General features: G+C 40.5%; 22 protein-coding genes and 1 pseudogene. 16 read left to right on the top strand and 7 right to left on the bottom strand.

The annotated features are described in order from the left end of the window. Positions 1-504: 504 nt before the first annotated feature. From cas8b to cas6, 8 genes are read left to right on the top strand one after another with little or no spacing between them, the layout of a single operon-like run. Positions 505-2469 (top strand): type I-B CRISPR-associated protein Cas8b/Csh1, encoded by a 1965-nt coding sequence (cas8b, locus tag GFC28_RS10825; protein WP_044741368.1) that lies wholly within the window; start codon positions 505-507, stop codon positions 2467-2469. Continuing rightward, positions 2469-3404 carry a type I-B CRISPR-associated protein Cas7/Csh2 gene (cas7b, locus tag GFC28_RS10820; protein ID WP_044741369.1) on the top strand — a complete coding sequence of 312 codons (936 nt, stop codon included), beginning with the start codon at positions 2469-2471 and terminating at the stop codon, positions 3402-3404. Before cas8b ends, cas7b begins: the two co-directional genes overlap by 1 nt. 14 nt (positions 3405-3418) lie before the next feature. Beyond that, on the top strand, positions 3419-4153 hold the full coding sequence (gene cas5b, locus GFC28_RS10815; protein WP_044741370.1) for a type I-B CRISPR-associated protein Cas5b: 735 nt from the start codon (positions 3419-3421) through the stop codon (positions 4151-4153). A gap of 44 nt (positions 4154-4197) precedes the next feature. Continuing rightward, the gene (locus tag GFC28_RS10810) at positions 4198-6681 is read left to right on the top strand and encodes a CRISPR-associated helicase/endonuclease Cas3 (protein WP_044741371.1); all 2484 of its coding nucleotides are present in this window, start codon (positions 4198-4200) and stop codon (positions 6679-6681) included. Then, a complete protein-coding gene (cas4, locus tag GFC28_RS10805; RefSeq protein WP_231883411.1) occupies positions 6669-7181 on the top strand; it encodes a CRISPR-associated protein Cas4 in 513 nt (170 codons plus the stop codon). The genes GFC28_RS10810 and cas4 overlap by 13 nt, the downstream gene beginning before the upstream one ends. After that, positions 7181-8188 carry a type I-B CRISPR-associated endonuclease Cas1b gene (gene cas1b / locus GFC28_RS10800; protein ID WP_044741372.1) on the top strand — a complete coding sequence of 336 codons (1008 nt, stop codon included), beginning with the start codon at positions 7181-7183 and terminating at the stop codon, positions 8186-8188. Before cas4 ends, cas1b begins: the two co-directional genes overlap by 1 nt. An 8-nt stretch (positions 8189-8196) precedes the next feature. After that, positions 8197-8460, top strand: coding sequence for a CRISPR-associated endonuclease Cas2 (cas2, locus tag GFC28_RS10795; RefSeq protein WP_044741373.1), 264 nt, complete (start codon positions 8197-8199; stop codon positions 8458-8460). 9 nt (positions 8461-8469) lie between these two features. After that, positions 8470-9216, top strand: a complete 747-nt coding sequence (gene cas6, locus GFC28_RS10790; RefSeq protein ID WP_044741374.1) for a CRISPR-associated endoribonuclease Cas6 — start codon at positions 8470-8472, stop codon at positions 9214-9216. Positions 9217-9897: 681 nt separating this feature from the next. Here the strand turns inward: cas6 and GFC28_RS10785 are convergent. Then, complete coding sequence (locus GFC28_RS10785) at positions 9898-10476, bottom strand: DUF3238 domain-containing protein (protein WP_044741375.1); 579 nt, start codon at positions 10474-10476, stop codon at positions 9898-9900. Between the two features lie 95 nt (positions 10477-10571). Further along, a complete protein-coding gene (locus GFC28_RS10780) occupies positions 10572-11054 on the bottom strand; it encodes a DUF6843 domain-containing protein (protein WP_044741376.1) in 483 nt (160 codons plus the stop codon). 337 nt (positions 11055-11391) lie between these two features. Between GFC28_RS10780 and GFC28_RS10775 the strand changes: the two genes are divergently transcribed. Together GFC28_RS10775 and GFC28_RS10770 are read left to right on the top strand one after the other, a co-directional pair. Further along, positions 11392-11943, top strand: coding sequence for a sigma-70 family RNA polymerase sigma factor (locus GFC28_RS10775; RefSeq protein WP_044741377.1), 552 nt, complete (start codon positions 11392-11394; stop codon positions 11941-11943). Between the two features lie 134 nt (positions 11944-12077). Further along, positions 12078-12266 carry a hypothetical protein gene (locus tag GFC28_RS10770; RefSeq protein ID WP_044741378.1) on the top strand — a complete coding sequence of 63 codons (189 nt, stop codon included), beginning with the start codon at positions 12078-12080 and terminating at the stop codon, positions 12264-12266. A 51-nt stretch (positions 12267-12317) separates the two neighbouring features. On the opposite strand, the pseudogene GFC28_RS10765 reads toward GFC28_RS10770, so the two are convergent. After that, a pseudogene (locus GFC28_RS10765) lies at positions 12318-13154 on the bottom strand (IS982 family transposase). A gap of 504 nt (positions 13155-13658) precedes the next feature. Here GFC28_RS10765 and GFC28_RS10760 point away from each other — a divergent pair. Genes GFC28_RS10760 through GFC28_RS10740 form a run of 5 tightly spaced genes read left to right on the top strand, consistent with a single transcriptional unit; the run spans position 13659 to position 18502 of the window. Continuing rightward, on the top strand, positions 13659-14726 hold the full coding sequence (locus GFC28_RS10760; RefSeq protein WP_369818734.1) for an ABC transporter ATP-binding protein: 1068 nt from the start codon (positions 13659-13661) through the stop codon (positions 14724-14726). Beyond that, positions 14716-15507, top strand: coding sequence for an ABC transporter permease (locus GFC28_RS10755; protein WP_044741398.1), 792 nt, complete (start codon positions 14716-14718; stop codon positions 15505-15507). The genes GFC28_RS10760 and GFC28_RS10755 overlap by 11 nt, the downstream gene beginning before the upstream one ends. 9 nt (positions 15508-15516) lie before the next feature. Beyond that, positions 15517-16320, top strand: coding sequence for an ABC transporter permease (locus GFC28_RS10750; protein WP_044741379.1), 804 nt, complete (start codon positions 15517-15519; stop codon positions 16318-16320). Continuing rightward, the gene (locus GFC28_RS10745; protein WP_044741380.1) at positions 16317-17390 is read left to right on the top strand and encodes an ABC transporter substrate-binding protein; all 1074 of its coding nucleotides are present in this window, start codon (positions 16317-16319) and stop codon (positions 17388-17390) included. The genes GFC28_RS10750 and GFC28_RS10745 overlap by 4 nt, the downstream gene beginning before the upstream one ends. Positions 17391-17416: 26 nt before the next feature. Next, a complete protein-coding gene (locus tag GFC28_RS10740) occupies positions 17417-18502 on the top strand; it encodes a site-2 protease family protein (protein WP_044741399.1) in 1086 nt (361 codons plus the stop codon). A 61-nt stretch (positions 18503-18563) separates the two neighbouring features. On the opposite strand, the gene GFC28_RS10735 is transcribed toward GFC28_RS10740, so the two are convergent. Next, positions 18564-19214 carry a PspA/IM30 family protein gene (locus GFC28_RS10735; protein ID WP_044741381.1) on the bottom strand — a complete coding sequence of 217 codons (651 nt, stop codon included), beginning with the start codon at positions 19212-19214 and terminating at the stop codon, positions 18564-18566. Between the two features lie 4 nt (positions 19215-19218). Beyond that, a complete protein-coding gene (locus GFC28_RS19305) occupies positions 19219-19494 on the bottom strand; it encodes a hypothetical protein (RefSeq protein WP_156487529.1) in 276 nt (91 codons plus the stop codon). Between the two features lie 112 nt (positions 19495-19606). On the opposite strand from GFC28_RS19305, the gene GFC28_RS19300 reads away from it, so the two are divergent. Continuing rightward, positions 19607-19921, top strand: a complete 315-nt coding sequence (locus GFC28_RS19300) for a hypothetical protein (protein ID WP_156487528.1) — start codon at positions 19607-19609, stop codon at positions 19919-19921. A 34-nt stretch (positions 19922-19955) separates the two neighbouring features. Here GFC28_RS19300 and GFC28_RS10725 read toward each other — a convergent pair whose 3' ends face one another. Next, entirely contained in the window at positions 19956-21329 is a 1374-nt protein-coding gene (locus GFC28_RS10725; protein WP_044741382.1) for a sensor histidine kinase, read from the bottom strand. After that, positions 21319-21981, bottom strand: a complete 663-nt coding sequence (locus GFC28_RS10720; protein ID WP_044741383.1) for a response regulator transcription factor — start codon at positions 21979-21981, stop codon at positions 21319-21321. Before GFC28_RS10720 ends, GFC28_RS10725 begins: the two co-directional genes overlap by 11 nt. Between the last annotated feature and the right edge of the window lie 313 nt (positions 21982-22294).

Genomic DNA, 22294 nt, shown 5'->3' with positions numbered 1-22294 from the left:
ATACATTTCCCCTTAATTGAGGAACGAGGTAAAAAGCAATGAAAATAGAATATAAAATGTCTGTATTGGCAACTATGATGGATAGTGTGCAGTATTATTTTTATTCGTTCTATATGGCTATCTTACCTTAAATAAGAATTAAAACATTAATAATGTCATTGTTATCTTACCTACTTAGGAATGAAGACAAATGAATATTTAAGAAAATTTGAGGTAAATTTAATTAAAAATGTAATTGTAAAAAATTTTGAAGGAGGACAAAAGATGCGTATCCATATACTTTTTGTATCCAGTAAAACATGCATGGAGCATAAGAAGAATAAGATCAGAAAAGTCCATATACAGGTAGATACAGCGCAAATTCATGATTTTTTCCGAAGGTCCTAGTTTAATTCAGAAAAGTTAGAATAAAATGTGAAATTTTTGCGTTAGATCTTGAATTAGAGGGTTTTTATGGTAAAATCTCCTTAGTTGTAGTAATCCAATCCTAAAGGAGGTGGGATAATGATTAAAACGATCTACTCCCTTGGTCATAAATATTTAATGGAAGGAAATTCGTCGATTGTTCAAGCCATTACTTTGCCGGTTGAACATTCAGCTGCCGCTGTTAAATATGTAGTCATTGTTGATTTGACGATTGCCGATCAAAAGATTAACTTGATACTTAAAGAGGTGGACTCATCTACTTCGCTTGATTTTTTATGGATCGGCACAGCGGACGGGGCAGCGAGCCCACAATGGTACGGTACGGTGAGAAATGTTGAATATTTGTTAGGGCAAACCATTCCTAACTTGCTTGAACGCTGGAATCATGAAGACCCTTATTATGCTCTTTTAACAAAAGCACGTCAGCGGTTTTTTGTTGATTTAGGCGAAACACAAAATTCAGGTGAACGCTATCGTTATGTATTCAATCCTGACTACATTGGCGGCACGTTGACCGAAAGAGACGGGAAAAAGGCGCTTAGCGCGGTAGCAAAGCAGTTTCAACAATTTGTTGAAGCAAAATTAAATGTAAATTCCAAAGATGTTTTATTATATTCTCTATCGCTTGATGGACAGTTAGTAGTCAAACAGCCGGAATATGAACGGTTAGTCCTTGCCGAGAAACTTAGTGTGTTTGAAGACGCAAAAACAGGTGTATGTGCGCTGACTAACCAAACAGAGGCTGTCACGGGCGAGACTACGAAATTAAAATTTAACTATTACATAAACGATAAAATTAGTTTTGCAAGCGGTTTTGACAAAAAAATGTTTGTAAAAAACTTATCCATTAGCCGTGGCGCTTATCAAGCGATTATGGTTGGAGAAGCATATATCCTTCGCAACTTTAATACCCGATTTAGCGGTTTGCCTTGTTATATCATTCCAGATTTTTTATACGATATCCCATTTGAGAATGCCTCGCTTGAGACAATTAGCGAGTATATTCAGCAGTTTGTCCGAACCATCAAAACAGCGGAAACTGCTAAAGAGTTGCATAAATATATTGAGAATTACAGGCGTTTTGAAGAGCAGATGGATAACTACATTGCTTTGCATTTTCTTTTTTACACGAAAGCGCAAGCTTCTTTAAAGATTAATAAACTTGTGTCAGATATTCCGTTAACGTATTTGCGACAGTTAAGCAGAGAGATGAGACAGGCGGAAGAACTAGGGCGCCGATTTTTTAGTCAGGCGAAATTTAACCTTGGCTTGGATGCGATTTACTATCTTATTCCGATGCGTGTGAAAAAGGGAGACAACTTAGAGAAGCGCAAAATTTTGCATGTGTATGAATCATTGCTTACAAAAAAGCCTCTATCATACCATTGGCTCATTACACAATTTGTGCAATTGGCAAAAGTTCATGCATATGCACACTATGACGTTTATCAATTCAACGGTAAAAAGGAATATAACGATGTTCAGCTAGTAGATGCAATGATACAAGCACAGCTGCTCTTAAAGCTGTTAGACAAGCTTGAACTGATAAAGGAGGCGAAGGAAATGGCGGATGGCATCTCCTATGCATTGCCGGATGCGGAAATAGCTGAGTATATGGGAACGATGAACTACACTGTTGCACAAAGCGCATTGTTTTTGCTTGGTTATTTAATTGCTCGAATCGGAGCTGAGCAAGTCAAAAAAGCGAACGCCCGGGCAGAAGCGCTTGGACAAGCTCGGACGGGAAGAACAGCGAATAAGCCGATTTTGTCCAAAATCAACTATCACGGCATGAGCAAACAAAGAATTATGTTTCTCTCTAACGAAATACCCGATAAACTTCGGCAGTTGAAAATTGCTTCTGCGCATAATGAGCTTATTTATGCGGAGCATAAACATTTGTTAGATGCGGCCATACAGGAAAAATGGAGTTTATCAGATCGTGAAAGCGTTTTTTATTTATTGTCAGGCTATGCTTATGGAACGAAACGGATTTTGGAGAACGCCAAAAAAGAAAAGAATGATAAGGAGGAGAGCAAGTGATGAATAATAGCGATATTTTATTTCTTTATGATGCCAAGCTGACCAATCCGAACGGTGACATCGACGAAGAGAACCGTCCGCGCATGGATTATGAGCGCTCGGTGAACTTAGTGAGCGATGTTCGTTTAAAACGCTATCTCCGTGATTACTTTGAACAAATCGGAAAAGAAATTTTTGTAGGAAAAGTAGATGGAGAAACAGTCAACGCGACCGAACGAATCAAGCGTTTATTTGACAAATTTGAAGGAAAGGTAAACATTAATAAGTTATCCAAAGAGCAACAAGATTGGATGCTCGACCAATTGATTGATGTTCGGCTGTTTGGAGCGACGATGCCGTTGAAATCTGAAGATAAAGGAAGTTCCATGACATTTATTGGCCCGATTCAATTCAATTGGGGCTACTCATTAAACAAAGTGACGCTTGTTGAATCGACGAGCATTACTTCACATTTTGGTTCGGATGACAAAAATGATGGCGGTAATATCGGCAAAGATTACCGTGTATACTACTCATTTTTAGCCTTTCATGGCATTGTTAGCGGCCATCGCGCCACGCATACACGGCTTGCAGAAGACGATGTTCGCCTGTTGGATCAGGCGATGGTGAAGGCCATTCCGTTGAGTACCACCCGCAGTAAAGTTGGTCAATATCCGCGTCTATATATGCGCGTGGAATACACTTCTCCAGAATTTGTAGCGGGAGATTTGCGCGATTTAATCAGTTTAACAGAAACAGAGGGACTGCGCAGCATCTCTGAAGTCGAACTTCGGATCGATGCGCTAGTGAATAGATTGTTAGAAATTAATGATGAAATTGCCCATGTTTATTACTGGAAAGATTCGAATTTATTGTTAAGCTGCGAAGGACAGAAAGGTCAATTGACGGATCTTCTGCCTAACGATGTAGCAAGCAAGCTGGTTTCAGTGCTGTAAAAAGGGTGACATGTATGAATATACTCATTTTTGATTTGATCGGGAAGATGGGACATTTTCGAAAGATGGATACGAACTCATCTTCTCTATCATATTTCTTTCCGCCGCGAACAACGATTGTTGGATTAATTGCAGGAGTCTTAGGAATCGAGAGGGACGGTTATTACGAGCCATTTTCATTCGATCAATGCCACGTGGGGCTTTCCGTTCGCACCCCGGTTCGGAAAATGATGCAAACGGTCAATTATATGCTAGTGAAATCGAAAGGTCATCTTAATAATAGCGAGGGGCATACGCAAATCCCTCTTGAGTTTGTGCTTCCGGGAAAAGAAGAGATGGCATTGCGTTACCGCGTTTATTTTTCTCATAAAGACCCGGTGATTTATGAAGATGTAAAGAAACGGGTGCAATCAAACCGATATATTTACCCGCCGTATCTAGGTCTGTCGGAATTGCTTGGACAACTAGAATGGATCGCGGAGGCGGAAGGAGTACAAAATGAGCCAGACGGTTTAATCCCGATCCATTCAGTCGCGCGCATCTCGGATTTGCGCGAGCGATCGGTTCAGCTGTCAACTGACACGAGGTTTGTGAAAGAATTTATGACCCGTCATTTTACGAAAGAACGAACCATTCTCGAGACAGACTACTATTTGCTAGAATTGTCGCGGCGGTTGGTCGCTGTTCCTAACGTGCCATACGTTACTGTCACGTACGGCAACGAAACGGAACATGTGTTGTTCATGTAGCGCGCATGTCAGACCGCCGCGCTATTTTTTTAGGGGGTGGAAGCGTGTATTTGTCGCATACAAAACCAGATAAAAGATTAGTAGTTCATTTGCGGGAAGTATATGAATATTTAAAAACTCTGCTTGAGTATGTACCTTTGTCGAGAGAAGACTACGAAACGGTGCAATACATAGGCAAAATCGTAGCCATCACACACGATTTCGGGAAATATTTATCTTATTTTCAAACATATTTGCGAACGAAAGAGATGGAAGGAGATTTACATCATCATTCGTTTATTTCTGCGGTGTTTGCTGCACACTTGTTATGCCGCTCCGAAAGGTTGCCTGCTTCATGGTCAGAATTTGCTCCGCTGCTAGGATATTTTGCCGTCATGCACCACCATGGGAATTTGCGCGATATAGCACTAGATGTAACAGATGCAAATGACATTTATGAAGATGACGTACAGCGCTCGCTGTATGATCGGGTGCGGACGTTAAAAATTCAATTGGAAGACATAAAAAAACATGCTTCGTACATTATTGAGGATTTATCGCCACTATGGGAGGAGTTGCAGATTCAGCTTTCCTTATCTGAAGAACTTGCAAATTTTATACAAGATTATGAGAACACTTTTGATGAGACATATCGCCAATTTTATTTGCTTGCGCGACGGAAAAGAGGGGCGCTTACGGCAAAATTATATTATTATGTGTTGTTGTTATACTCTGTATTAATCGAGGCTGATAAATGGTCTGCAGCTAATATTAAGCGGAACCCGCGCGTCCATATTCCCGGACATCTAGTCGATCAATACCGCCAAGCCAATTTTGATGTGGAAATACTCGAAGGAACAAACGGTTGGCGCAATCGAATGCATCAAACAGTCATGGAACGAATCGAACAAATTGCCCGCACTAATCCTGAACAAAGGCTATTTACATTGACAGCGCCAACGGGGGCGGGAAAAACACTTCTATCTATTTCCGTTGCTTTAAAATGGCGGGAGCATACCGAGAAATATGAGGGATATACGCCCAAAATTATTTATGCACTGCCGTTTACGAGCGTTATTGATCAAAACGAGAAAGTGGTTCACGATCTTCTTGCACAATTAGAAGATTTTAACGGAAACGAGCAGCTTTATTTGGTTAAACATCATCATTTATCCACGTTTCAATACCGCACAGACCATCAGGAATTGCCGCTTAGACAAGCCTTGTTGCTGACCGAAAGCTGGGAAGCCGAGTTTATTATTACGACGTTTGTCCAACTGTTTCAAACTCTTATCGGCTATGAAAATAGAGCGCTGAAGAAGTTTCACCAAATTGCGGGAAGCATTATCATTCTCGATGAAATTCAAAATGTGCCGGTTGAGTATTGGCCGTTGTTGCGCGTTGTGCTGTCAAATATGGCTGAATTGTTTTCTTGCAAAATTTTATTATTAACAGCTACACAGCCTCTCATTTTTCCACAAGATGAGACGGTAGAGCTTTTAGAATCAGAGTTCGTTCAACCGATTCACTTTTTTCAAGAAATGGCGCGTGTCCAACTTCAGTGGCTCAAGGGAAGCAAAGGGACATACAATGTAGATGAGTGGATGGAACAATTTCAACTTCACTTTGAGGATGGGAAAACGTATTTAGCGATTTTTAATACGATTAAAACGTCCATTGATGTGTACGAACGACTCAAAAAGTGGCTGAAGCAGCACGGTTATCATATTTTCTATCTTTCTACTAATATTGTTCCTTGTGAACGTAAACAACGTATTGATGCGATTAAAGATCTTCTTAAGAAGAAGCAAAAGGTGGCCGTCATTTCAACACAAGTTGTGGAAGCAGGGGTAGATGTTGATTTTGATGTGGTGTACCGCGACTTGGGGCCGATTGACTCCATTATACAGGCGGCGGGACGCTGCAACCGCAACGGGCAAAAGGATGGTTTAGGAAAAGTGTACATTACGCCGATGGAACGGAATGGGGCGTTGGAATCTAAATATGTATACGGTGCGGTTCATACAAATATCGCTAAAGAACTGCTTCCAGAAGAATCGATGTTGGAACATCAATTTTTTGATGCTATCCATCAATATTTTTCCAATGTAAAAAACGCTAAATCGTTCACAGCCTCCGATGGGATTATAAAAGCGATGGAAGAGTTGAAGTTTGATGCCAAAGATAAGCGAAGAATCAAGCAAAAGCCGGAATATGTATCAGAATTTCAACTGATTGAAAATGCACATCAAGCAGTAGACGTGTTTGTCGAAGTGGATGACCGCGCCATAGCAATCTGGCAAGAATATATAATGACTGTTATCGAAGAAAGCAATTTAGAAACGAGATTTGAAAACTATTTGCGTTTAAAAAGAGATATCCGTCAGTATGTAATTTCGGCACCGATTCAGCTTGTAAAAAATTTAGACCGCGATTTATATGAAAAAACACGAATGCTTCATTTGTCTAATGATCTATTAAACCAATATTATAACAGCGAATATGGACTAATTCGCTCGAGTGAGATGGTGGATGCATGGATTATGTAATGGATGTAAATGGCACGCATATTTGGTACTACTTTATTTGTAAACGCGAGGTTTGGCTGATTACCCACCAAATTGCGGCCGATCAAGAGGACGATAACCTCGAAATTGGCCGCTTCATCTCGGAAACAACGTATCAGCGCCAGAAAAAAGAAATGCTAATTGGCAATATTAAAGTGGACCGTATTCGTCGCGAGGGGGACACTTTGGTTGTTGGAGAAGTGAAAAAATCATCCACCTATGAAAAAAGTGCCTACTATCAACTCTTGTACTATCTGGATACATTGAAGAAAATGGGGATTGAGGCAAAAGGGGAGTTATTGTTTCCAAAAGAAAAGAAAGTAACGAAAGTGGAATGGACAGAAGAAGGAAAAAAAGTATTGGAAGAAGCGGTCGCTGATATTCGCCGCATTGCCCGGTTACCTATTCCGCCAGAACCAAAAAAAATTCAATTTTGCCGAAGCTGCGCCTATCGTGAATATTGTTTTGCGGAGGAATCATGATGAAAAAAACACTTTATATTTTTCAAAGCGGCGAGTTGTTCCGGCAAGACAATAGTATTTGTTTTGAAACGGCTGAGCGCAAGCGGGTCTTGCCTGTTGAAGATATTAATGACATTTATATTTTTGGCGAAGTGAATGTCACCAAGAAGTTTTTGGAGCTGATGGCGCAAAAACATATTTGTATTCACTATTTTAATCATTACGGCTATTATACGGGAACGTTTTACCCACGCGAACATTTAAATGCCGGACACGTTATTTTAAAACAGGCCGAAGCGTATTTAGATCCGGAAAAACGTCTCGCCTTAGCGCGGAAATTTATCGACGGTTCAATCGGACAAATGATCCAAGTGTTGAAATATTATCAAAATCGCGTAAAAACCAATCAAGGAAAATTTAAGGACATGATTTTCGATTTCCAGTCAAACCGGGCGAAATTGGAGCAATGGACAAGCGTCGAGGAAATGATGTCAACAGAAGGGCATGTGCGTGAGAAATATTATCGTATGTTTGATGATATTTTAAACCATCATCCGGATTTTTTATTTGAAAAGCGTTCAAAAAGGCCGCCGCTCAATCGGTTAAATGCAATGATTAGCTTTGGGAATCAGCTTTGTTATACGATGGTGTTAAGTGAAATCTACAAAACCTATTTAGATCCGCGTATCGGTTTTTTGCACGCGACGAATTTTCGGCGTTTTTCGTTAAACTTGGATATTGCGGAAATATTTAAACCGATTATGGTCGATCGTCTCATTTTTACACTTATTAATAAAAAGATGATTACGAAAAAAGAGTTTGATAAACATATGGAAGGGATTTTGCTGTCAGAAGAGGGGCGGAGAAAATTTATTGAAGAATTGGACAAGCGCATGAAAACAACGGTCAATCACAGGCATCTAGGTAAGTCTGTCTCATACCGTCGTCTCATTCGTCTTGAGCTTTATAAGATTCAAAAGCATCTTCTCGGCGAAAAAGAATATGAGCCATATCGCTCGTTATGGTAGGTGTTGCTATGTTTGTGATACTCGTCTATGATTTTGATAAAAAGCGTGTCGCCAAAGCGTTAAAGATTGCAAGGAAGTATTTATATTGGGTGCAAAACTCGGTGTTAGAAGGGGAAATTTCCGAAGCCAATTATGTCAAGCTAAAAATGGAACTGGCGAATATCATGGATCCCGATACAGATTCTATTGTGTTTTATACGTTTCGCACGCAAAAATATTCGAAACGCGAAGAGATGGGGTTACGAAAAGGCGGAGAAGACAACATTTTATAGGAGGAACAGATGAGGCTTACGATTCGATTTAGACCAAAAGATGGAACCCTTATATTACCGATCAACTATGAAGAAGTGTTGCAAGGATTTTTATACCGTTCCATTCAAGATTTTGACCTTGCAGATTTTTTGCACAATGTTGGATATACAAAAGAAAAGCGGAGGTTTAAACTATTTACCTTTAGCCGGCTTTATGGAACATACCGTATACATCGGCATGAGAAAAAAATCGAGTTTTTTGACCAAGTGACATGGCATGTTTCATCTGTGGTGGAGTCTCTTATTGTCGATTTGGGAAGAAACTATGTATTGAAGGAACACTTTAACCTTAATGGACAGCCGATTCATATTGAGGAAACGATAGTGAAAGCGCTAGATATCACTGAAAAGCACGCCTATCGAATTCGAATGCTATCGCCGCTTACGGTCTACAGTACTTATGAAAACCGATATGGCGATAAGCGAACCCATTTTTTTTCGCCGTTTGATCTTGTTTTTTCAGATATGATAGAGAAAAATTTTTGCAATAAGTTTCAAGCCTATTTTCAAACGCAGCCAACGGAGAGAGTCAAGATTAAGCCGATCAAAGTAACAGAAAAAGATAAAGTGATTACAGCGTTTAAAGATTTCCGTATCAATGCATGGAATGGAACTTATGAAATTCAGGCCCCGCTTGCTTATTTGAAATTTATGTATGATGTTGGGGTCGGTTCCAAAAACTCGCAGGGATTTGGAATGTTTGAGATCATAGAGTAGTTGTATTTCTTTGTCGTCGACCTCTAGTAGCGTACGAATCCCGGGGGATCGACGACAATTTTCTATTTGCCAAAATTCCTATCGTGATAAGAGAAATAAAATATTGATAGAATCTTTAGATAAGTTTATAATAACGTTGTATTGATTTTCTAAATGTTGATTCGGCAAATTTTATTTAACTATCAGAGATTGAAATTTGACGGAAGTAACATTACAGCCTGTATTTCCAAATTTTTATTTTAGCTATAAGAGATTGAAACCTGCAAAGATGACAGGTCATGATGCATCTACATCAACATTTTTATCTTAACTATTGAGGATTGAAATTTTTTATGTTGGATATCTTGGTCATACTGACACTAAATTTTCAATTTTTATTAGGAGGGTGAAGTTATGATAATAATTTAATTACTGCAAAGATGACAGATACTATTATCTCATATTTATTAAATTAAGATGGATTGAAACTTAATAAATTAAATTAAGATGGATTGAAACTTAATAAATATCTGAAAGAGCGATTGCAGTGCTCTTTCTATCCTTAACTACAAAAAATTCCAATAGCCAGAATGATCTTTTTGATTTTGTTTTCTATTGTATTGTGTTGCTTTTCAAAAAATAAAGAGCCAGGATCGTTTTGTGAACATGGCTCTTTACCCGAAAAACTATAAAGCTGATGGATTAAGCAGCTAAGCCTTTGTCAATGGAGTGCTCCATTGGAGGAAATAGAGAATAGATCCCTTCTCCTGTATCGCGTGGATCGTGAGACCATACTAATTCAGCGCTTTGTCCATCAAATTTTCTCCAGAATTCGTATGCTGGGAACCCATCATGTTGTCCAGTAATGCGGACACTTCCAAGACGGGTTACCTTCAAGGTAAATTCATAATCAATAGCTGGTGCTAAAAGCTCTAATGGATTAGCCACAGAACATTTAATATCTAGATATAAAATACCATCCTCGACACGTTTTTTATAAGTAAGACCAGAGGTTGAAGCTTTAGCTGACGACGTAGAAATAAGTTTACCTGTTGTTTTGTCGTATACTTCTCGAACAGTAGTACCTGTATCAGCATAAGCTGATACACTATAGTTTGAAGGTGATGTATCGATTACGAAACGCTGTGATGTACGATAGCTTCCTTCCCATGCTTCATTACGGTTGTCTCCTCGATAATAAATATAAGATGTCGCTGTTTCTGTAAAAAAAATTCTTTGATGGGGGATAAATGTACGTACGCGTAACTCGAGTTTAGCCATATAAACAACTCCTTTTTAAGTTTTTGTAAGATGCTGTACCTTACACTTAAAAAAGGAGTTTGGGAGAATGAAATAACAACTATTTTCATCATTTTTCAGAAATTTATGTTATAGTTTTTCTCTAACTTTTTTAAAAGCTCATTATAATTAGTATCACATGTTGCGTGTGGATCCCCAATAGAGAAGGTCTTTCTTGTAATAGTGACCGCGTGCTCATTAGTATAGTCACCTAATACAACTTGTCCAATCATTTCCTGTGGGATTTTGGCTATTTTTTTTCCATTTTCATCAATATAAAAATAATGGGTTTTAAAAAATCCAGATTGTAATTTTCCTTCCCATCCAAAATCTTCAGGAGAGGATGTGATCAGCACCCCATTCTGATCGAACGTATAAAAAATAGTGTGTTCTCTTACCGTTAAGGGAGGGGCTCCTTGTATATTATACACAATATAAATACATCCTTTAAAATTTTTCGGGATTAGGTATTCTTCATCATAAGGCTGACGGCTATGTAACCAGTAGCCACCTCCGATAAAAATAACAATTACAACAATACTTATAAGTAGCTTTTTCATCTAATATCTCCCCGTATAGCCATTTTTTTCATTATATCAAATTTTTGTATTCGGAAAACTATTTTTTTGAATTGTTTGATTTATTATAAGGCTCATTCCTCAAGCTATTTGATATCAATTTCTCCGAAATAAGGATCATTTATATTTTCTTCTAAACTTTGTTAAAGAATCCGAATATCTCTACATTGAGAACCTATATTTTTATATATATGGTTTATTTTTAAAGATTTGAACTCCCTTTATTATTATATAGATAAGAAAATTTTCTGTCTTCTTAATTAAAAAATGAATCTTTATTCATTTTTTTGCAATAATCTTACAAGGAGGGATTCATATTGTGAAAGGTCTATGTAGTTTAGAGACCGTTCAAAATCGTTTGTTTAATGCTTTTATTAGAAGTGAAAAGGGAGAGCAACTTTTAAAAATGTACTTATCTCAACCTTCAAATGAAAATTTAGAAAGATTAGATGAAGCGTTTAAAATTTATTATTTGAAAATTAAGACATTTTCGTACTTCTCAAAAACGATTAGCTTTGAGGCAAAACATTTTGATAAGAAAAGAAGAAAAATAGCTGATAGATTTTTGGTGATTTTAGATTCTCCTATTGACGAGGAAGAAAATATTACCATGAAAGATATGATTGCTGATTATTCTCAATATGTCTCAAATATATCTTTAGAAAATTGGGAAGATAACATAACTAATGAAGTTATTCGAAACTCAATAAAAGTCCTTACAAAACGTCAAAAAGAAGTGATTAAGTATTCTTTTTTTCAAAACATGAGGGATAAGGAAATAGCTGATAAATTAGGAATTTCACAACAGGCTGTTTCTAAAACGAAAAAATTAGCATTGAACAAGTTAAGGAGACAATGGTGTAATGAATGACTTTAATATTGTCTAACTTATTAAGAACATTAGGTTTCTAATAACTATTTATTGTATCAATTCGAGAAAACACTAGAAAGGTTAGCGATGCTGTCGTTCATTTGATAGCAGTTGTATGGAAAGGGGGTGAGCTTATGATGGATAAAAAAATTTTAATAGAAGAAGTAATCAAAATGCTTAAGCCGGCTATAACAAAAGTACTTAACCAGATTCCAATTGAATATAGGGAAGATTTTAAGCAAGATTTATATCTAAAAATTATAAAGAAGGTTATGGATGAAGATATTAATAAGTTACCGGGGCTTTTTGAAATAGTAAATTAAGAGACAGTAAGAAATATAATATTTCTTTTATCCCCTAGGGCTAGTTGAACCCTAACGCTCAACTAGCCTAAGAATGACGAGGGAATAAGCTAGTAAAATGTCATCGAAAGCTGATTCAAATCCGGAAACAGAGTTGGCTCGAATCTCTGTGATCCGGTACTGATCAACGAGAACGGAAAACACGGTTTCCATGACTTTGCGCTTTCGTTTCATCCATCGTTTTTATGCTTTCGATTGATGTTTTTTCCGAACGGGCATCCAAAAAGCAATTTCGTGTTCACTATACAGTTTCTTTCACAAGTTTTGGCTCATCTACGGCGGTTTTCGCAGTTGTCCGGTCGTGACAGGATGCTTTGGTGACAATCTATCCCATCGGAAGCCCTTGGTCGGTGACCTGCAGATGAAGTTTCCACCCATAGAACATGATCCTTTTGGAAGCACAATCGTCCATATCGGCGATTCCACGAAACCGTTTGGCGCGATACATTCGGGATGAAGGATGAATGACACAACTCGATCGGCAAACTGTCCACGACCGCATACGCATGGTGTTGTCCACGCTTGGCCAGTTGGTGCCGCCTCCACTTGATCGCCAAGCCAAGCGCTCGGCAACGACGGTTGTATCGAGAACGTTCAGGGAACAAGGTCCTTGGAAAACAAATTCCCGATCACAAACCGGTGCCAAGCCCGTTCGGAAGTGAAGCCTAACAACTTTCCAAGGACATGAACGGCGATGATGACCTCGTCCTTTTGTTTCAACAAATGACGATTTCGACGTTGAAGATGAATCTGGATACTGGATAGTGGAGCGGATACAAAACACAAAATCGATCCATATTGTTTTTGAAGTTTGGCACGATCTGTTGTAAAATGAAAGTGCTCTTGCATGTGAATTCTCCTTTTCAATGTTTGGTCGCACTTTCATTTTAAGGAGATCCTCATGCAAGGGCTATTTTTTATGCTTGTCTGATTTTATCTAGCATCACGGGTATACTTTTTATAAATTTTACTTTAATTTTCTGTTTTTTTATATCAACAATGCGTTTTTAATCTTAACTATAAGGAATTCAACTTAAGGTGATCAATGTTTTGAACTAGACCGCTTGCTGTTCGATTCTTTGCTGTGTGCTTTTGTGACAGAGACAAGTCTGTCACCCTCTTCCGATCTTCGGTGTTCTAGGCGGCTTCATTGTATGGATGGCTCCGCCGCCCTTATTTTGTCATCGTCTGCCGTTTTTCCGCTCCTGCTTTATGCGAATCTGGAAAGGAGCGGATCTTTTCTGTTTTTTAGAAAATTTCCCGTTGCGCTTTCGACTTTCACATGTTCTAATAGGAATGATAGTAAAGCGAATGATTGGTTCGCCGATTTTGCATACAATGGAGGGCTGGAAGTTGAAAGATGCAATCATCCGCTTTGAGCGTGTGACAAAGCTGTATGATGGGGTTGCGGTGCTTGACGATGTAAGCTTCGAAATTGAGAGAGGAAAGTTTTATACGCTGCTGGGGCCGTCAGGATGCGGAAAGACGACGATTCTGCGGCTGATTGCGGGCTTTATTGAGCCGTCGCGCGGAACGATTTATTTTCATGATCAGCCGATCAATCAGGTTCCGGCTAATAAGCGGCAAGTGAATACCGTGTTTCAAGATTATGCCTTATTTCCTCATTTGGATGTGTTTGAAAATGTGGCATTCGGGCTGCGCATTAAAAAAATGAAGCAGGCCGAGATTGATAAAAAAGTGAAGGAAGCGCTGCGGTTTGTCAATTTAGAAGGATATGAAAATCGTAGAATTCAAGAAATGTCGGGCGGACAACGGCAACGGGTGGCGATTGCGCGTGCGATTGTGAACGAGCCGGAGGTGCTGCTGCTTGATGAACCGCTATCAGCGCTTGATTTGAAGCTGCGGACAGAAATGCAATATGAATTAAGGGAGCTGCAGCGCCGATTAGGCATTACCTTTATCTTCGTTACACATGATCAAGAAGAAGCGCTGGCGATGTCGGATCAAATTTTTGTGCTAAACAAAGGAAAAATTCAGCAAAGTGGCACGCCGAAAGATATTTATGATGAACCCGTGAATCGGTTTGTTGCGGATTTCATCGGCGAATCGAACATTTTGCCGGGACGCATGATTCAAGATTTTCTTGTGGAATTTGCCGGAAAACAGTTTGAATGCGTAGACAGCGGATTTTTGCCAAATGAACACGTCGAGATTGTCATTCGCCCAGAGGATTTAGAAATGACGGCACCGGAGCGCGGCAATTTGCGTGTGCGGGTAGATTCTCTGTTGTTCCGCGGCGTGCACTATGAAATTTGCGCCTATGATGAAAACGGCAATGAGTGGCTTGTCCATTCTACGAAAAAAGCGGAAGTTGGAGAAGAGATCGGCCTTTATTTTGAACCGGAGGCGATTCATGTCATGCACATGGGGGAGACGGATGATGGCCGCCATGAGACATAATGTGCGTAACCTTTATTTAATTCCGTATGTGTTGTGGATCGCTTTATTTGTCGCGGCGCCCATTTTGCTTATTGTGTATTATTCCTTTTTCGATATTGAAGGAAAATGGACCATTGCCAATTACGAGAAATTTTTTACTCCTATCTACTTGAAAATGGCGCTGAATTCGTTTTGGTATGCGTTTTTAATTACGTTGTTTTCGTTGCTGATTGCTTATCCAACCGCTTATTTTTTAACAAAAACGAAACATAAGCAGCTATGGCTTTTATTGATTATTTTGCCGACGTGGGTCAATTTGTTGCTGAAGGCGTATGCTTTTTTAGGCATTTTTGGAACGTTCGGCTTGGCTAATGCTATTTTGGAAATGTTGGGAATCGGCAAAAAGCAAATTTTATTTACAGACTTTAGCTTTGTTTTCGTATCGGTTTATATTTTTATCCCGTTTATGGTGCTTCCTATTTTCAATGCGCTTGAAGAGCTGAATCCGTCGCTTGTGGATGCTGCACGCGATCTCGGGGCTTCCGCATGGACGACATTCCGCCGCGTTGTGTTTCCATTGACGCTGCATGGTGTAAAAGCGGGCTGCCAAGCGGTGTTTATCCCGTCATTATCTCTGTTCATGATTACGCGTTTAATCGCTGGCAATCGCGTCATTACTCTGGGGACGGCGGTTGAGGAGCATTTCCTCGTGACCCAGGATTGGGGAATGGGAGCGACCATTGCCGTGTTTTTAATGATTGCAATGGCGGTTATTATCGGGTTAACAGGAAACCGGAAGTGAGGAAGGCAGATGAAGCGAAATCGGACATGGGGACAAATTTATTTAGTGATCGTATTTGTCATTTTATATATGCCTATTTTTTATCTTATGTATTATTCGTTTAATAGCGGCGGCACGATGCATCATTTTCAGCGATTTACCTTCGAATGGTACAAGGAGGTATTTCATGATCCTCGCCTTTTAATTATTGTCATCAATACGCTTGTGATCGCTTTGTTATCGGCTACGATCTCGACGATTTTAGGTGTGGCGGGGGCGCTTTCGATTTATTATGTAAAAAGACGGAGAGCCAAAAATTTGCTGCTTACGTTTAACAATGTGCTCATCGTAAGTCCTGATGTCATTATTGGTGCCTCGTTTTTAATTTTATTTACGATTGCCGGAATCAAGCTGGGGTTTATCTCTGTTCTCTTATCACATATTGCCTTCAGTGTTCCGATTGTCGTATTGATGGTGCTGCCAAAGCTGCAGGAAATGAGTCCGACTTTAATGGATGCGGCGCACGATTTAGGGGCGAATCAATGGCAAGTGTTAACACGAGTCATTTTGCCGTTTATTACACCCGGTATTTTTGCCGGATTCTTTATGGCGCTTACATATTCACTTGATGACTTTGCTGTGACGTTTTTCGTAACCGGAAACGGCTTTTCGACGTTGTCGGTGGAAATTTATTCACGAGCGCGGCAAGGGATTTCCTTGTCGATCAATGCGTTGTCGACCCTTCTGTTTTTATTTACGGTCCTTCTTGTCGTTGGATATTATGTCATTAGCCAAAAAGGCGGCCGTTTGTATGGGGAAGGAGGGCGCAGATGAGAAGGCTTGTTCAATCGTTTGCTGCTGTTTTGCTGATTACTGTCGCCTTACTTTATATATCCTATGGCCTAAATGAATCAGAAGGCTATGCTGGAAACCATACGCTGACTGTTTATAATTGGGGCGACTATATTGACCCGAAGCTGATTAAGGAATTTGAAAAAGAGACGGGATGGAAGGTCATTTATCAAACCTTTGATTCGAACGAAGCTATGATGGCAAAAATCGCTCAAGGGGGAACGACCTTTGATGTAGCGGTACCGTCAGAGTATGCGATCAGCAAAATGAAAGAGGAAGGAATGCTTCTTCCGCTTGATCATTCCAAGCTGCCGAATTTGAAATACCTCGATTCGCGTTTTTTGAATCTATCATTTGATCCGGGCAATCAATATTCTGTGCCGTATTTTTGGGGCACGGTCGGAATCGTCTATAATTCAGAAATGCTTGGCGGCAAAAAGCTGACAAGCTGGAATGATTTATGGAACAAGGATTTGCGGAATCAAATTTTGCTTGTCGACGGGGCCCGAGAAGTGATGGGAATGGCGCTAAACAGTCTTCATTATTCATTAAATGATACGAATCAAGCGCATTTATTGCAGGCCAAAAGAAAGCTTGATTCCTTGACGCCCAATGTGAAGGCGATTGTCGGTGACGAAATAAAGATGTTGCTGGCCAATGAAGAAGCGGCGATTGGGGTCGTGTGGTCTGGCGATGCGGCGGAAATTATTGCGGAAAATGACAAGCTGGACTATGTTGTGCCAAAGGAAGGCTCCAATCTATGGTTTGATAATATGGTGATTCCGAAAACGGCAAAAAATATTGAAGGAGCGCATCAGTTTATTAATTTTATGCTCGATCCGAAGCATGCGGCGGCGAATGCTGAATATGTTGGCTATTCCACGCCAAACAAAAAAGCGCTGGAATATATGCCAAAAGAAGTGGTAAAGGATCAACGGTTTTATCCTGATTTCCATTCGATTGGCCGATTAGAAGTGTACGAGAATTTGGGAAAACGGATGCTCGCTTATTACAATGAACTGTTCCTTGAATTTAAAATGCATCGCAAATGAAAGGAAGATTGAACGGATTGACACGGATGAAAAAAGCGTGGGTGACGATAGGGACTGTCGGGTTGTTTATGGCCGGAAAGCTAAAATGGCTGTTGGCGCTTGCAAAATTTTTGAAGCTAAGCTCTCTCATTTCTTTATTTATTTCTTTTGGCTTATATGCGCTTGTCTATGGATGGAAGTTTGCTGTGGCGTTGATCTATCTGATTTATGTGCATGAAATGGGTCATCTCGTGGCAGCGCGGAAAAAAGGCATACCGACGTCTAAAGCGATTTTTCTCCCTTTCATTGGTGCGGTGGTGGCGCTGAAAAAACAACCAGAATCAGCGAATGATGAAGCTTATTTAGCATATGCCGGGCCGCTGTGGGGGACATTGGCGTTTTTGCCGGCTTTTCCGCTGTATTGGATGACAGAGGATCCTTTTTGGGGACTTGTAATCGCGCTGGGAGCGATCATTAATTTATTTAATTTGCTTCCGATCCATCCTCTTGACGGCGGAAGAATTGTGGGGGTGATCTCTCCAAAAATCTGGTTTTTTGGATTGGTAGGAGGAGCGCTTTATTGGATTTGGCGCCCGAACGGAATATTAGCTTTGATCTTGCTTTTTGGAGCGATGAAATGCTGGGAGCTGATGAGGCAGGCTTTTCGTTATGAAATGCTAAAGGTGGAACAAGAAGCAGACAAGCATGCTCTTGAGCAATTGGAAGCATATCGGTCAGCAACCGAACAGGAGCAATATGAGATGCGCCGAAAATGGGCAGAAGAGCAAAGCCGCATGGAAATCGATAGAAAACGTTACGTACCGGTTATACAGGATCAGCAAAAATTGCGAAAGCATCAAGCGCTGATCTACAAAGAAAACCTTGATTTGCTATTAAATGCTACAAGCTTTTGGATGATCGATGAGGAAAAGTTGCTTAAGGCTAAAGACGAGCTGGAAGAGGCCATCCGTGATGGCGAGGAAGCTATGCGAAAAGAAAAAGTGTATTATGCGTCAGATACAAAAACGAAGTGGCTATGGTTGGTTTTGTATATTGGACTTGGCGCGTTTTTACTTGCATGTACGATGTATGGCCAAAGCCTCTTAGACCGATATCAATCGATTATCTCCTAAACACATATCCCCCTTGCCAGCTGGCAAGGGGGTGATCTATATGAAAGGGGGGTACGCGTTTTTATTTGGCTGTTTTTAATTTGGCTAGCTCTTGTTCTACTTCTTCATGAAAAACGGGAGGCAGGGACAACGTTTTTTGTGTTTCATATACGTATGTGCTTGCTTTGGCTTTTGCTTCAAGGGACCGAACATGTTCTTCGATACGTTCAAATCCTTTTAGGATCTGTTCCGGATTGAAAGAAACGAGTGACGTGTTGACATCTGTAATGGCTTTGGCGGCATGAGCTCGTGCAATGAAATCAAAATGCTTGATTTTTAGCTCTTCATACTTTTCTTTCAGTTTCTTTAGCTGTTCATTTAAGTATGTTGTTTTTTCCATTAATGTGTTATACTGCTGTTTGTATGTCTCAAGTTTTTTCTCATAGGATATTTTTTCTTGCAGGGCCATTTTTGCGATGGCCTCTTCTTCTTTTTCGATAGCGAGCTTGGCCTGGCGTTCTCTTTTTTTCACGATTTCTTCGGTACGATGAATGAGCATTTCATAGCGCTGCTGGATGGCGAATTGCTGGGCGAGTGCTTGCTGGGTGTTGTCAATCTGCTCATTTAACTCACGAAGATATTGCTTCGTCATGCGAATAGGATCTTCACATTTGTCAATCCAATCGTGCAAATCGGCCGTGACGATCCGCTTCAGGCGCTTGAAAATCCCCACGTCTCTACTCCTCCTTTTTCTGTATCGTTTTTTCCCATTCATCTAGAAAATCTATGGCTTGTCCGGATGAAGGGGCAACTGTTGGCCATTCTTCACGGACTTGTCGCTTGTGATACATCATATAAATCGCAAATAAGATAAGCGGAACAAGCAATATTTTAGGCAGAAGTGCCGTGATGCCGATTCCCATAAGGGCCAAGCCTCCCCATTTCCATCCGCTAGAGCTTTTGACTGTTCTCCAAAGCATCCAGCCGCTGATGATCATGGTCCATTTCATCAACAGAGGGAAGAGACTCCATATGGCCCAACTGTTTTCATAGATTCTGATCATGGGTGGACTGTGATCAACATAGTGGCGTCCCATAAATAAATCATGGCGATGGAGCATGTCCATGACTGGGATCGCTTGTACTCTTCCAGAAAACCCGGCATTTATGAGCAAACACAATCCACTCACAGCAGCGATTGTTGCGAGAAGAATAAGAAATAGATTGGGCCGTTTCATCACTTCTCACCCCCTTTTTTTGCTGAGTTTTCTCGCATGGCTGCTTACAATTCGCATTGTAAAGAAAAAAAGAGAAAATCAGGTGAAAAAAGAAGGGAGAAAAGAAAATTTTTTATTAACTGTTGATAAACGTTCTCATCCTGAGTCCCACACTGCCATTGTCCGCATTCCTTATCGGTCAAGAGCTCTCAAGACAATTTAAAATAAAAACATGCCTTCCACAAATGGAAAGCATGTTAAAAAGGAATGGTAACAATAAATTCAGTACCTTTCCCCAGCTCGCTTTGGACATCAATCGTTCCGCCGTGGGCGTTGACGATCCATTTGGCAATGGAAAGGCCAAGACCATGCCCTCCTTGCTGCCGTGACCTTGCTTTATCGACGCGATAGAAGCGATCAAAAATGCGGCCGATTTCTTCTTTTGGAATGCCTATGCCTGTATCTTTAACAGAAATGATCAGCCGGCGCTGCTTTGCTTTCTCAATATGAATCGATAGCGTGACATGGCCTCCGTTCGGGGTATACTTGATGGCATTGTCTAGCAAAATATAAAGCAATTGCGTCAGCTTGTCGGCATCGCCGATCATTTGTGCTGATTCAGGCGCTTGAAATTGCAATTTAATGCTTTTCTTTGCGGCCACATCCGCTAACAGCTGCAGCGTTCGTTCCGCATGAGGGCGGAAATCAAATGCCTCCTTCGCAAGCTCAAGCGCGGCGTTTCTAGCATCTGCGCGCGCTAATGTAAGCAAATCAGTCATGAGCTTATTCATTCGTTTGATCTCCTCGCGCAAACGGTGCAACATCTTTTGCGCAAATTCGTTGTTTGTGATTTCTTCTTCCATTTCAAGAGCTTCCACCGATGAAAAAATCACGCTCAGCGGGGTGCGCAGCTCGTGAGAAGCATCGGCCACAAATTGGTGCTGGCGGTTGTAAGCTTCATGAATGGGGACGAGCGTCCGCCTGGACAGAAAGTAGCTCAGCAAAACAGCAATGCCAATAAATAAAACCGCTAAGCTGATCAGAACGATCCAAAGCCATTTAAATACACTCGAAAATGAGGTGACATCCATACCTACATACAACATGCCGATCAAATTGCCATGAACAACAACGGGGCGAGCTGCGGTTAAAATTTTTAGCTCATTTGTATGAAATCTTGAAAACTTGCTCATGTATGCGGGCAGACGAACCTCTATATATTTTTGCTTATTTTGCTCTGGTGCCGATTGTGCCAGCGATTCAAGAAGCAAGGGGCGCATGTCCTGATTCACTTCATCGCCCATGAGAAGCTGTCCATTCATGTCGATTACATAAAAAAAGAATTGATCCTCGCTTAAAAACAAAATATTTTCATTGTCCATAAGATCGAAATCGCTTTGTTTGATCAGAAACTGCTCAATCACTTTCTTTTCCTGATTGGCAAGGCTAGCAATTCTCCGTTCTTGGTCGTTGGTGACAATCATATAGAGAAGAAAGCAAACAATCAGGATAAAGGCAGTTAAGAAAATCATGAAAATGCCGCTGTACAAAATGGTAAGGCGCCAGTGGGCGAGGCGGAATATATCATGATTTTTTACATTTTTAAAAAAATCTCCCCATTTATTCATCAATTTTGTATCCCACCCCGCGCACGGTTTGAATCATGTCTGCATCCAGCTTTTTGCGAAGCAGCTTGACAGTCGCATCAATCGTTTTGAGAGAAACATCGGCATCATATCCCCAGATTCGATCTAACAAGATGTCGCGGGATAAAGCCCGCCCTTTGTTTTGCAGGAGCAAATCGAGCAACTGAAATTCGCGCGGCGTCAAAAAGATCTCTTGGCCGCCTCGATGCAGCGTATGGCTTGTGCGATTTAAGGTAAAATCTTTAAAACGGACGATTTCTTCTTGAATTGGGATAAATGTCCGGCGCGATAATGCTTTCAAGCGAGCTACTAGCTCTTCAATTTCAAATGGTTTGACAAGATAGTCGTCGGCTCCTGCTTCAAGGCCCTGGACGCGATCTTGTACGGCGTCTTTAGCGGTAAGCATGAGAATCGCACCTGAATATCCTTGCTTGCGCAGTCGCTTGCAAATCTCGACGCCATCGCCATTTGGGAGCATCCAGTCTAAAATGAGCACATCATAAAAAGAAGCGAGCGCATAATCGTAAGCTTCTTCTCCTTCCTGCACCCAATCGACTTGATCGGCTCCTTTTTTCTTTAGCATGTGAACGATAAGTTCTCCTAAATATACATCATCCTCTGCAAGCAGCAGCTTCATTCGTTCTCCCTTCTTTCCTAATGCAAACTCTTACTGTACGGTGGCATTCAAAATTCGTGGCTTTTATTCAGTTTTCTATTATCAAGTATAACCTCAATCATTTGGTTTTTCATTTTGCAAATAAAAAGTTAAAGCTGTGTTCATCCATCAGGAATTCTCCCGTCCCTTAAACGGAATGGAGGTGAGGGAGGTCATCAGACATGTTGATGATCGAATAAAAAACCTGAATATCACTTGCTGGATGGGCATGCTTCGAGACTGTCCCCCATTTTTTCATTGGGGATGACTGTTTATTCATAAAATTTTAGCGAAT

The sequence above is a fragment of the Anoxybacillus sp. B2M1 genome (assembly GCF_001634265.1).
Taxonomy (GTDB): Bacteria; Bacillota; Bacilli; order Bacillales; family Anoxybacillaceae; genus Anoxybacteroides; species Anoxybacteroides rupiense.
Note: the sequence above shows the minus strand (reverse complement) of the source record. Positions and strands in the feature narration are given on the sequence as shown.